General features: G+C 70.3%; 9 protein-coding genes. 5 read left to right on the forward strand and 4 right to left on the reverse strand.

Translation table 11 applies throughout. The features are described 5' to 3' along the window. Window positions 1-97: 97 nt before the first annotated feature. Entirely contained in the window at window positions 98-1,189 is a 1,092-nt protein-coding gene (locus ACJX2R_RS41815; protein ID WP_413104314.1) for a glycoside hydrolase family 172 protein, read from the reverse strand. 276 nt (window positions 1,190-1,465) lie between these two features. Between ACJX2R_RS41815 and ACJX2R_RS41820 the strand changes: the two genes are divergently transcribed. From ACJX2R_RS41820 to ACJX2R_RS41840, 5 genes are all read left to right on the forward strand, one after another. Beyond that, window positions 1,466-2,944 (forward strand): FGGY-family carbohydrate kinase, encoded by a 1,479-nt coding sequence (locus tag ACJX2R_RS41820; protein ID WP_413104315.1) that lies wholly within the window; start codon window positions 1,466-1,468, stop codon window positions 2,942-2,944. A gap of 149 nt (window positions 2,945-3,093) precedes the next feature. After that, on the forward strand, window positions 3,094-4,731 hold the full coding sequence (locus tag ACJX2R_RS41825) for a fucose isomerase (protein ID WP_413104316.1): 1,638 nt from the start codon (window positions 3,094-3,096) through the stop codon (window positions 4,729-4,731). A gap of 158 nt (window positions 4,732-4,889) precedes the next feature. Further along, window positions 4,890-5,999 carry a DUF4185 domain-containing protein gene (locus tag ACJX2R_RS41830; protein WP_413104317.1) on the forward strand — a complete coding sequence of 370 codons (1,110 nt, stop codon included), beginning with the start codon at window positions 4,890-4,892 and terminating at the stop codon, window positions 5,997-5,999. A 34-nt stretch (window positions 6,000-6,033) separates the two neighbouring features. Beyond that, entirely contained in the window at window positions 6,034-7,740 is a 1,707-nt protein-coding gene (locus ACJX2R_RS41835; protein ID WP_413104318.1) for a hypothetical protein, read from the forward strand. Window positions 7,741-7,873: 133 nt separating this feature from the next. Beyond that, the gene (locus ACJX2R_RS41840; protein ID WP_413104319.1) at window positions 7,874-9,226 is read left to right on the forward strand and encodes an FAD-binding protein; all 1,353 of its coding nucleotides are present in this window, start codon (window positions 7,874-7,876) and stop codon (window positions 9,224-9,226) included. 81 nt (window positions 9,227-9,307) lie between these two features. Here the strand turns inward: ACJX2R_RS41840 and ACJX2R_RS41845 are convergent, their stop codons facing one another. Genes ACJX2R_RS41845 through ACJX2R_RS41855 form a run of 3 tightly spaced genes read right to left on the reverse strand, consistent with a single transcriptional unit; the run spans window position 9,308 to window position 12,351 of the window. Beyond that, the gene (locus ACJX2R_RS41845; RefSeq protein ID WP_413104320.1) at window positions 9,308-10,078 is read right to left on the reverse strand and encodes an SDR family NAD(P)-dependent oxidoreductase; all 771 of its coding nucleotides are present in this window, start codon (window positions 10,076-10,078) and stop codon (window positions 9,308-9,310) included. 45 nt (window positions 10,079-10,123) lie between these two features. Continuing rightward, window positions 10,124-11,152: a phosphotransferase family protein gene (locus ACJX2R_RS41850; RefSeq protein WP_413104321.1), complete on the reverse strand. Its 1,029-nt coding sequence runs from the start codon at window positions 11,150-11,152 to the stop codon at window positions 10,124-10,126. Then, window positions 11,149-12,351, reverse strand: coding sequence for an acyl-CoA dehydrogenase family protein (locus ACJX2R_RS41855; RefSeq protein ID WP_413104322.1), 1,203 nt, complete (start codon window positions 12,349-12,351; stop codon window positions 11,149-11,151). The genes ACJX2R_RS41850 and ACJX2R_RS41855 overlap by 4 nt, the downstream gene beginning before the upstream one ends. Between the last annotated feature and the right edge of the window lie 170 nt (window positions 12,352-12,521).

A 12,521-nucleotide genomic window follows, 5' to 3' on the forward strand; every position in this document is an offset into this window, starting at 1 on the left:
GATGGGGCTGGGATGTGCGGTGGGGGGTGGGTGCTAGGCCGTACGGATCCGGGGGCGGACGGGCCCCTCAGCCGACTTCTCGTCAGCCGAACTCTCGTCAGTCGACTTCGAGCGTGAGCAGGTCCGGCGTGGCCGGGCGGGCCGCGGACGCCGGGGCGTCCAGGTAGAAAAGCGAGGTGCTGGCGATGTCATCGCTGGTGTGCCGGTAGCGGTGCGGCAGCCCGTTGCCCTGCCCCGGGCCGATGCCGAGGCTCTGCACGGTGACGCGCAGATCCTCGGAGAAGCGGATGGGGTCCAGGACGTGCCAGCGATACATCCCGAACCGCTGCTGGCTGCTGTACAGCCCGTCCGGGCGCAGGACCTGGTTCAGGCCCAGATACGGGGTGGTGTACGCGGTGTAGCCCTGGCCGGGGACGTCGAAGTTCCAGGCGCCGCCGAAGTAGTCCTCGGTGCCGGTGCCGCAGAGCGTCGGGAACTCGTCGTCACCGTCGAGGTAGAACTTCAGCTCGCCCTCACCCCACCAGCCGGGGCTGTTGACGCCCCACGCCAGATACGTGCCGACGTAGCCGCCGGCGCCGGTGACCGTGTCGAGCAGGGTGTGCACCTCGCCGTACGGCACCGGGTGGCTGCGGCGCCACTGGGCGTGGAACCAGAGGGCGTCGTCCCCGACCTCGTCCAGCTCGTAGTCCACCTGGTAGTAGAGCGTGACCTTCTCGGCGGTCAGGTTCTCCAGGGTGATCCGTGCCCTGCGGTGGAACGGCATCGGCCAGTACGCGTTGAAGCCGCCGTTGGGGTTGGCGGCGATGGGCACGGACGAGACCTGGCTGAAGGTGTTCCAGCCGTTGCAGAAGAAGTCACCGAGCGGGACCTCGACGGCCGGTTCCTCCTCGCCCTCCCAGTACATCCGCAGCAGGGTGCCCCGCCAGGCCCGGTGCGGGTCGGTGGTGCACCACAGGTGGCGGATGGTGCCCGGACCCTCGATGTCGGCGAGCACGGCCGTCGTGCCGGGGGCGATGTCGATGCTGGGGGAGATCTTCCAGCCCGGCCCCAGCCTGCTCGCCGCCACCGCTCCGGTGCCCTCCGTGGCGCGGCCGCCACCCGACTTGGCGCCGGTGGTGTTCTCGGCGCTGATGGAACGGCTCACGGCACGCGTCCTGCGGGAGATGCCGTCGAGTCCAAAGGTCGTCATCGTGTCTTGCCCTCATGGGTGGGGTACGGGACGCGCGCCGACGGGCCGGAAGAGGCGCCGTGGCGCGCGGAAAACGGCGTCACCGGCGGTGCGGCACAGCACGTCTGAAATCCATTTCACCGCAACGTAGAGCGGGCTCCAAGGAGTGTCAAGGGGTGAGACCTGCGGTCGATCGCGGGGTGTCGATGCGCGCCGCTGATATGGCTTTTCGCCAGGGCAAGGCCATTCGCGTGGCCTCCCTTGACGCTGAAATCGTTTTCTGCCAGCGTGCTCGCCATGCCTCGCAACGCAGTCATCGGAGTGGACATCGGCACTTCGAGCACCAAGGGCGTCCTCGTCGGTCTGGATGGCGCACTGATCCGCTCGGCCACCCGGGAGCACACTCCGGCGAGACCGGGTCCCGGCCACTTCGAGATGGACGCCGCCGTCTGGTGGCGCGAGTTCACCGAACTGGCCCGCGAGCTGACCGCCGCGGAGGACACCACCGTGGTCGCCGTCGGGGTCAGCGGCATGGGGCCCTGCGTCCTGCTGACCGATGAACACGCCGCCCCGCTGCGCCCCGCCGTGCTCTACGGTGTGGACACCCGCTCGGTCCACCAGATCCAGCGCATCGAGGCGCGGCTCGGCGCCGACGAGATCATCCGTCGCGGCGGCTCCGCCCTGACCACCCAGGCCGCCGGGCCCAAGATCGCGTGGATCGCCGAGGAGGAGCCCGAGCTCTACGCGCGGGCCAAGCGCCTGTACATGCCGAGCTCATGGCTGGTCGACAAGCTCACCGGGAACTACGTCCTGGACCACCACTCGGCCAGCCAGTGCACTCCGCTGTACGACACGCTCGCCGGCGAGTGGTACGCCCCCTGGGCCGCCGAGGTGGCCCCCGGGATCGAACTGCCGCCGCTGCGCTGGCCCGGCGAGGCGGCCGGCACCCTCACCCCCGAGGCCGCCACGGCGACCGGTCTGCCCGCCGGAATCCCCGTCACCACCGGCACCATCGACGCCTGGGCCGAGGCCCTGAGCGTGGGTGCGCAGAACATCGGCGATCTGATGCTGATGTACGGCACCACCATGTTCCTCATCCACACCGTGCCCAAGCCGCTGACCAGCCCGTCCCTGTGGGGCACCGTCGGCGCCCTGCCCGGCACCCGGAATCTGGCCGGTGGCATGGCCACTTCCGGCGCGGTCGCCAACTGGCTCAAGGACCTGTTCGCCGACGGCGGCCACGCCGAACTCACCGCGCTGGCCACCGAGTCGGGCGTCGGCGCCAACGGCCTGCTGATGCTGCCGTACTTCTCCGGCGAGCGCACCCCGATCATGGACCCCGACGCCCGTGGAGTGATCGCCGGGCTGACCCTGTCCCACACCCGTGGCGACCTCTACCGGGCCGCACTCGAAGCCACCGGGTTCGCCGTCCGCCAGAACATCGAGGTCATCGAGGCGGCCGGCGGCGACATCCGCAGAGTGGTCGCCGTCGGTGGCGGCACCCAGGGCTCGTTGTGGACACAGATCGTCTCCGACATCACCGGCCGCCCACAGGAGTTGCGCACCATCACCATCGGCGCGGGCTACGGCGACGCGCTGCTGGCCGCCCAGCTCGTCGGGGACGCCTCCATCGACGACTGGAACCCGGTGCGCGAGACGGTGACGCCGCGCGCCGGGCACACCGGGCGCTACGACGAGCTGTACGCCCTCTACCGGCGGCTGTACCCGGACACCGCCGCGACCGTCCACGCGCTGGCCGCACTCCAGGAGCGCTGAGAGCCCACGCGCTTCCAGTGCCCCAGCGCTCCCAGCGCCTTGAGCGCCACCGCGCCCGCAGCCACCCCCAGCACCCCAGCACCCCCCAGTGCCTTCAGCGCTACCCGCGCCCCTCAACACCCCACCGACGCACCACCAACGGAGACCGCATGACCGCGTACACCCTGCCCGAGCTCCACCGGCCGCCCGCCGCCGAGCCTGCCACCGTCCACACCGTGGCCAGCGGCGACCTGCGTCCCGCCGCCAACGTCACCTGCTGGCCCACCCAGGAGAAGCTGGAGAGCGACCTCGCCGCGGCCCTCACGGACCTCGGCTGGCAGGTCCGCCGAGGCCACGCCGTGGACGAGGCCAAGGGGCACGGGTTCATCGACAGCCAGCGCGCCGGTATCGAGGTCTTCAAGCACATACCCAGGGACGCCCCGCTCATCGTCGTCGAGGCCGTCTGGCAGTACAGCCACCACGTCCTCGCCGGATTGCGCGACCACCAGGGCCCGATCCTGGTGGTGGCCAACTGGAGTGGCGAATTCCCCGGTCTGGTGGGCCTGCTGAACCTCGCCGGGAGCCTCACCAAGGCGGGGCGCGACTACTCGGTGCTGTGGAGTGCCGACTTCACCGACGAGTGGGCACGCGAGTCATTGCGCACCTGGCTGGAGACCGGCACGCTCACCCACGACACCAGCCATGTCCGGCCCCTGCCGCCCCTGCCGGGCGCGGACCCCGAGACCGAACTGGGCGTGGCCCTCGCCCGGCAGCTGCGCGAGGAGAAGGCGATCATCGGCGTCTTCGACGAGGGCTGCATGGGCATGTACAACGCCATCATCGACGACGAGTTCCTCAACCCGCTCGGCATCTACAAGGAGCGCCTGTCGCAGAGCGCCCTGGTGGCCGAGATGAGGAACGTGTCCGACGCGGAGGCCCAGGAGGTCCGGGCCTGGCTCGACCGCGCCGGGATGACCTTCCACACCGGCACCGACGAGGCCACCGAACTCACCGACGCCCAGCTGCTCAGCCAGTTCAAGATGTACATCGCCGCGGTGCGCATCGCCGACGACTTCGGGCTCGACGCGGTCGGCATCCAGTACCAGCAGGGCCTGAAGGACACCGTCCCGGCGAGCGACCTCGCCGAGGGCCTGCTCAACAACGTCCAGCGCCCGCCGGTACGGAGCCGCGACGGCGCCCGCGAGCTGTACGCGGGCGCGCCGCTGCCGCACTTCAACGAGGTGGACGAGGGCGTCGCCGTCGACTCCCTGGTCACCAACCGCATCTGGACCGCGATGGGCCTCGACCCGGCCACCACACTGCACGACATCCGCTGGGGCGAGGAGTACGACGGCCGGTTCGTCTGGGTCTTCGAGATCTCCGGCTCGGTGCCCGCCTCGCACAACGGCGGCTACGACAAGTCGTACAGCATGCGCCAGCCCCCGATGTTCTTCCCGCTCGGCGGCGGCACCCTCAGCGGTGTCTCCAAGCCGGGCGAGATCGTCTGGTCGCGGGTGTTCCTGATGGACGGCAGGCTGCACGTCGACCTCGGCCGCGCCACCTCGGTCGAGCTGCCCGAGGAGGAGACCCGGCGCCGGCTCGACGCCACCAACCACCAGTGGCCGATCATGCACGCGGTCCTGCACGGCGTCACCCGCGACCAGTTCATGGCCCGCCACCGCGCCAACCACCTCAACGTGGCCTACGCCCCCGACGCGGCGACCGCCGACAAGGCGCTGCGCGCCAAGGCCGCGCTCTTCGCCGAGCTGGGCGTCGAGGTGCATCTGTGCGGAGACGTGGCGCTGTAGCCGCCTCCGCGGGCCCGGGTGCCGTATGCCCAACCTGTGTGCCCGCACCGGAACTTCGCGGTGTTCCGCCCATCCCCGGCACGGGCGGAGCACCGCGAACCAGCAAATGAACGACTGAGCAGGCGAACCAGGAGCCCCACGATCCCGAGGAGTTCAGCATGGCCCGTTCACAACCACCCACTCCCGCCGACGCGGCCGACGGCCCCCGCCGCCGCGTGCTGCTGGCCGCAGGCGCGGGCCTGGCGGCGGCGGCCGTCGTGCCGAGTGCGGGGGCGGCGCGGGCGAACGCCGTCACCGCCCGGGCCGCCGCCGTCACCGGTACGAAGGTCAGAAACCTCACCGGCCCGGCCGAGACGGGCCAGTTCGCCGCGCCCTGGACCGACCTCGGCATCCCCGCCCGCTGCCCCGACGGCACGATGCTGTTCGTATGCGGCGACACCTTCGACGGCGATGGCGTGGGCGGCCCCAACTGGCGGGCCCCGGTGGGCCTGCGGGCACGCCACCCCGATCTGAACGCCCTCGTCATCGACGACAGCGTGGGCGGTTCACAGGCCGTGGGCCTGGTTCCGGAGAGCCACGAGAACAACACCACCGCCATACCGTCGGACGTCTTCACCGTCGGCAACACGATGTACATGCACCTGATGCGGGGTGTCCTCTACCAGACCCACCACTCCGACTTCTGGCGCTCGACGGACAACGGCCAGACGTGGCAGTACCTGTGCCAGTGGCCCGGGGACCAGTACGGCGGCCAGTTCCAGCAGAAGACCTACGCGGTGGCGGACGACGGCTACGCTTACGTTCTGTCCAGCGTGTTCAACCGGGATGTGCCCTCCGACCTGCTGCTGCACCGCGTCCCGCAGGACCGGCTGGGCGACCCGGCGGCGTACCAGCCGTGGGGCTACGCGAACGGCGCCTGGGCCTGGGGCAACTACCCGACCACCATCACCGCCCGGCGCCGGTTCGGTGAGATCTGCTTCCGCGCGATGGCCGGGAAGTACGCCCTGACCTGGCTGAACATGGAACCCGTGGACATCCGCGCCCAGGTCTTCCCCCTGCCGACGAGCGACTTGTTCGCCACCCCGGAGCAGACCCTCATCGTCCCCACCACTCCCGGCAACGAGTCCGGCAACGCGGTGGCCAATCCCTACGGCGGCTTCATCGTCCCCGGCTCGACCTTCGGCGACTTCCACATCGCCGTGAGCCAGTGGTACGACGACCAGAACTACCGGGTGATGCAGTACCGGATCAACGGCCTGACCGCCTGAGCCCGCCGCCACCGACACCCGCGAGGAGCACACCGTGCGACGATCCAGACTCCTGATCACCCTGGCGGCCGGGCTGGCCGTCGTGACGATGGCGACCGTACCCGCCGTCCAGGCGGACACCACCGGCACCCGCCACACCGAGCGCGAATCCGCCGCGGCCGCCACGGCCACCGAGGCCGCGAACGCCCCGGAGAGCGACTACTTCTCCACCGTGGACATCGCCCCCGGCGCCACCATCGGCGCCCCCGCGATCGGCGACAACAAGGAGCACGGCGACCTGTGGCCGTCGTGCTGGTCCAACGACGACAACGTGTACGCCGCGTACGGCGACGGCGTGGGCTTCGGCGACACCTGGCAGGACATCGGCGTGGCCCGGATCAGCGGCTCACCCGGCAACCTGGCGGGCGCCCAGCGGGCGTCGGGCGACGGCATCGGCCGGATCTGGGGCGCCCCCCAGGACTACTACCGCAAGCCCACCGGCATGGTCTGTGTGAACGGGGATCTCTATCTCGCCGTTCAGGACCTCAAGAAGGGCACGCTGGACAACGCGCCCAGCGCGACGGTCGTGAAGTCCACCGACAAGGGCGAGACCTGGACATCGGACAAGGTCAAGCCGATGTTCTCGGACCAGAAGTTCACCACGGTCATGTTCCTGGACTACGGCAAGGACAACGCGAACAGCCCTGACGGATACGTCTACGCCTACGGCCTGGACTACAACTGGCGCGACACCTTCGACCCCGACCCGGACCCCACCGACCTCTATCTGGCCCGGGTGCCCGCCACGTCCATCATGGACCGCTCCACCTGGCAGTTCTACGCCGGTGACAGCGGCGGCACCCCGCAGTGGTCCTCCAGCATCGACCAACGGGTGTCGGTGCTCCACGACGACCACCGCGTCTACCAGAACGTGGGAACCGCGGGCCGGGTCAAGGACCTCAGCGTGATCAGCCAGGGTGGCGTGGTCTACAACAAGGCACTGAAGCGCTACATCTACACGTCCTGGACGGAGTACACCTACGAGTTCTACGAGGCGCCCACGCCGTGGGGCCCGTGGAAGCACTTCACGCCCAAGGACTTCGGCGGCTACCCCTGGACCCACACCAAGCACGGCGGCTACGCCACCACCATCCCGTCGAAGTACATCAGCGCGGACGGCAAGTCGATGTGGCTCCAGTCCAACGTCTGCCCCTGCGGCGGCGGTTACCCGGCCGGCGACTTCTGGGCGTACACCTTCTCACTGCGCAAGATGTCCCTGACCCCCTCGGTCCCCACCACCCCGGACAACCCACCGGACGCCTCCCGCAACCTCGCCCGCGAACCCGGCACCGTGCCCATCGAACGCGCCACCCACTTCGGCCGCGCGATCTACAACGACGGCGACACGACCCAGAACGAGGACGACTGGAACGACGAGCGCAAGCCGACCAGCTGGTGGGGCTACACCTGGCCACGTACCTACCGTCTCAACCAGGTGGCCTACACCACCGGCACCATGTTCGGCGACGGCGGCTGGTTCAGCGACCCACCCAAGATCCAGGTCCGCCGCGACGGCACCTGGACCGATGTCACCGGCCAGCGCGTCACACCGTCCTACCCGACCTCCTCGGCCGCCGGCTCGAACAAGACCTACGTCTTCGACTTCGACACCACAACCGGTGACGGCGTCCGCGTCATCGGCGGCAGCGGCGGAACGCAGACCTTCACCTCGATCGCCGAACTGGCGGCCCACTACCGCTGACGCGCTCATCAAGCGAATCCACTTCGGTCATGGTGATAACGGTTCTCGCAGGAAGAACCCGTTCCAGGTGCTTGCTCTTTGAACTGGATTCGGTTTTCCTAGGAGGGCCGTCCCAGGACCGGAGGGGAGTCGCGTGCGCGCGGAAGAAGTCGATCTGCTCATCATCGGCGCGGGCATGGCGGGATTGACCGCCGGTGCCCGCGCGGTTCGCAACGGTCTGTCCGTCACGGTCGTGGAGATCGGTGAGGACGTCGGCGGTTCCGCGCTCTTCGCGGGTTACGCATGGACCGCGCCGAGCCACGAGATCATGGACCAGCACAATCCGCGTGGAGACACCGCGCTCAAGCGCGCCCTCGTGGATCGGTTCCCCGAGGGCATCTCATGGATCCGTTCCCTCGGCGTGGACATCAAGGACGCGCAGCGCGTTCTCAGTTTCGGTCGCGGGCACCAGTTCGACACCCATCAGTACGTCGCCACCTGTCGACAGGTCATCCGCCGGGGCGGTGGCGCGCTGCTGTTGGAAACGCGCACCGAAAGGCTGGTGGCCGAGGACGGTGTCGTGACGGGGGCGGAGCTGCGACTGGCCGATGGCACCCGCACACAGGTGCGCGCCGGGTCCACGCTCATCGCGACCGGCGGGTTCCAGGGCGATGCCGAACTCCGCGCCACGCATGTGCACCCCCGCGCCGGGGGCATGCAGCTCCGCTCCAACCCCTTCAGCCGCGGTGGTGGCTACCGTCTGGCCACCGGGGCCGGTGCCGCCACCGGCCACGATGACGCGGGCTTCTACGGCCATCTCATCCCCAGTGGCATCCCCTTCGCCGACCCGGCGGACTTCGTCGACCTGTCGCTCTACTACAGCGAGCACGCCCTCCTGTTCAACGTGGACAACGACCGGTTCGTCGACGAGACGCTGGGCGACCACCTCACGGCCATGGCCCTGCTGGAGCAGCCCGAAAGCCGGGGCCTTCTCATCGCCGACGCCCGGGTGTTCCGGGACTGGATCGTCGGCAGCTACGTCGAGGGCGCGGTCGCCGTGGACAAGTTCGCTCTGGCCGGTAAGCGGGGCGGCCGTGTGGGACTGGCCGAAGACCTCGACGAACTGGCCTACCTCCCGGAGGAATGGGGTTACCGGGGCGATGCCGTGCGCGACGCGGTCAAGCTGTTCAACGAACACGCCGCGGCGGGGCTGGAGCCGGTGCCCGGCCGGAAGCTGGACCGCCTCCCGCTCGACGAACCGCCGTACTACGTGATCGAGACGGTACCGGCCATCACCTTTCCCTTTCACGGGATCCGCGTCGACGACCGGGCCCGCGTGCTGCGCGGGGACGGTGAACCGCTCCCCGGGCTGCTCGCGGCCGGGTCGGACACCGGTGGCCTGTGGCACCGCGCCTACGCCGGTGGCATCGCCTCGGCCCTGGTGTTCGGACTGACCGCCGCGGACACCGCCACCGCCACCGCGACCGCGTCACACGCGACGGACTGAGCATGTGGCGGCCGGGCACCCGGCTCGTCCGCCCTGCGCTCGTCCGCCCTGTGTTCGTCCGCCACCGCGGGTGGTGCCCCGTCAGCGTGCCGTCCAGCCGCCGTCCACGTACAGCTCGGAGCCGGTCACGAAGCTCGCGTCCTGGGACGCGAGGAAGGCGACGGCCCCCGCCACCTCTTCCGGCCTGCCGAGCCGCCCCATGGGGGTGCCCTCGACCATCGCGGTGTGCCGGGGCGTGCCCTGCCACAGTTCCCGCGAGAGCGGGGTCTCGATGAAGCCGGGGTGGATCGAATTGACCCGGACGCCGCGCGTGGCCCAGTGCAGCGCGGCGTTCTTCGTCATCAGCCGGACCGCGCCCTTCGCCGCGTGATACGAGAACTGGCTGCCGAAGCCGCCCACCGTGCCGAAGATCGACGCGATGTTGACGATCGAACCGCCACCGGAGCGTTCGATCGCGGGGCCACCGTGCTTCATACCGAGCCAGACACCGCCCTGGGTCACCGCGATGACCTTGTCCCAGGACTCCTGGGTCTCCGTCTCCACGGTGCGCATCTGGGCGACCCCCGCGTTGTTGACGAGCACGGACAGGCCGCCCAGTTCGGAGACCACGCGCTCGACCGCGCCGCGCCACGCCTCCTCGTCGCTCACGTCCAGCGCGAGGCCGAGTGCCCGCGCTCCGTCGGCCGCCGACTCCTTCGTCAGCTCCTCCGCCAGGTGGCCGCAGCGATCGGCGTCCACGTCGGTCACCACCACCGTGGCGCCCTCGGCGGCCAGCCGCCGTGAGACGGCGGTTCCTATGCCGCCGGTGGCGCCGGTGACCAGGGCGATCCGTCCGGACAGTCGGTCTCGCACGGGCACTCCTTCGTCTCGTTTGTCAGTGGTCACGTGTGTCGGTGGTCACGGCAGGAGCTCCAGCCCCGAGCGCAGCAGCGCGGGCACCGCGGATCCGACCCGTTCGAATCCCGCCCCGACCGTCTGCCCCGCCGAAAAGCGGGCGTGGATGCCCTCCGCGATGACGGCGAGCTTGAAACAGCCCAGGGCCTGGTAATACGGCAGGGCGCCGATGTCCCGTCCGGACTTCTCGGCGTATCGCTCGGCCAGTTCGCGCCCCGATCGAAAACCGGGGTTGGCCGTCGGGACATGCCGCGCCGCGAGGACCGGTTCGCAGGTCCGGTCCCAGTACATGAGCAGCATCCCGAGGTCGGCGAGGGGATCGCCGAGCGTGGCCATCTCCCAGTCGAGGACCGCGGCGATCCGCCCGAAGTCGCCGGGTGCCAGGATGACGTTGTCCAGGCGGTAGTCGCCGTGCACGATGGCCGGGGGGCCGCTCGCGGGCAGCGAGCGGGCCAGTCTGCCGTGCAGTTCGTCGAGGTCGGGCAGGTTCCGCGTGGCGACCTTGTCCCACTGCCCACGCCATCGCCGCACCTGGCGCTCCAGATAGCCGTCGGGCCGGCCGAAATCGCCGAGCCCGACGCCGGCGGCGTCCACCGAATGCAGCGTGACCAGGGCGTCCACCAGCGTGTCAGCTGCGCGCCGCGCGTCGTCCGGCGGGAGTACGGCGGCCTCGTCGCCGTCGCGCAACACCGTGCCCGCCACGAAGCCGACGACGCAGAACGGCGCTCCGATCACCTCCGGGTCCGTGCACGACAGCACGGCCCGGGCGACCGGCACCGCGGTGTCGGCGAGCGCGGCGACGACGCGGTATTCGCGGTCCATGTCGTGCGCGGTCGGTGTCAGCACCCCCAGCGGCGGTCGGCGCAGCACCCACCGGTGCGTCCCGTCGGTCACCGCGTAGGTGAGATTGGAGCGCCCGCCCTCCAGGAGCGTGACCTGGAGCGGGCCCGCGCACTCGGGCACGTGGCGTGCGAAATAGCGCTCCAGCGCGGCCACGTCGACCCCGGCCGGCGTCGTCCCGGGGCGGGTCACCGAGCGGCCCCCCGCTCCCGCGCCGCCCGCACCGCGCGCTTGGCGATGGCCCAGCGATGGGTTTCGGAAGGGCCGTCGTAGATACGGAACGGACGCACCTCGCGGTACAGCCGCGACAGCGGGGCGTCCCCCGAGATGCCGAGCGCACCGCATATCTGGACGGCCCGGTCGACCACCCGGTGCACCGCCTCGGAGACGTATGTCTTGGCGATGGAGGTGTGCTGGGCGGCCGGGCGGCCCTGGTCCAGCTCCCAGCAGGCCCGCCAGAGCACCGCCCGGCTGGTCTCGATGTCGATCTCGGAGTCGGCCAGCATCTGCTGCACCATGCCCAGTTCGGCCAGCGGCTTGCCGAAGGCCGAACGGTCCGCCGCGCGTTCCAGGGCGATGTCCTGTGCCCGCCGAGCCACTCCGAGCCAGCGCATGCAGTGGGTCATCCGCGCGGGCCCCAGGCGTACCTGGGCGTACGCGAAGCCCTGGTCCACCTCGCCCAGCACGGCCTCGTCCGCGACCTCGCAGCCTTCGAAGGCGACTTCGCTGTGGCCGCCGAAGAGGCCCCGGTCCAGGGTGTCGATATTCCGGACGATCTTCATGCCGGGGTTGTCGGCGGCGACGAGGAACATCGTCGCGCCGCCCGGGTCGCCGGGGCCGCCGCTGGTGCGGGCCATGCAGATGGCGAAGGCCGCCCCGTCGGCGCCGCTGATGAACCACTTGCGGCCGTCGATCCGCCAGCCGCCGTCGATCCGCGTCGCGGTCGTGGTGAGCGCCCGCGGGTCGGAGCCGGCGCCCGGCGCCGGCTCGGTCATCGCGAAACACGAGCGCGTCTCACCGGCCGCCAGCGGACGCAGATACCGCTCCTTCTGCTCCTTGGTGGCCACCACCTCGAGCAGGTGGGTGTTGCCCTCGTCGGGAGCCGCGCAGTTGAGCGCGAGCGGCCCCAGCAGCGAGTATCCGGCGGCTTCGAACACCACCGCCTGCCCGCGCAGATCCAGTCCGAGTCCGCCCCATTCGGCGTCGATATGCGGGGCGAACACCCCCGCCTCGCGGGCCGCGTCCTGAAGTCGGCGGCGCAGCGGCTCCGGCCCGGCATGGACATCGCCGTCACACGCCCGTTCCTCGGGTATCACCACGTCCCGTACGAACTCGGTGGTGCGCCGCGCGATCTCCGCGACTCTTTCCTCGATCTCGAACCCGATGGGCACGTTGCACTCCCGAACTCGGTACTGCCGACCAGTGCGGCGCCATGGCGCTCCGCCTGCTACGAGTAAACCGAATCGAATTCAGATCCTCAACCCGTGTCCACGGCCTTCGCGGTGCTTCGTGAGAAAACCCTGTTCGATGGCTAGCTGTACTGAGTTCAGTTCTGTAGCGT

The sequence above is a fragment of the Streptomyces sp. Inha503 genome (assembly GCF_047215865.1).
Classification (GTDB): domain Bacteria; phylum Actinomycetota; class Actinomycetes; order Streptomycetales; family Streptomycetaceae; genus Streptomyces; species Streptomyces lycopersici.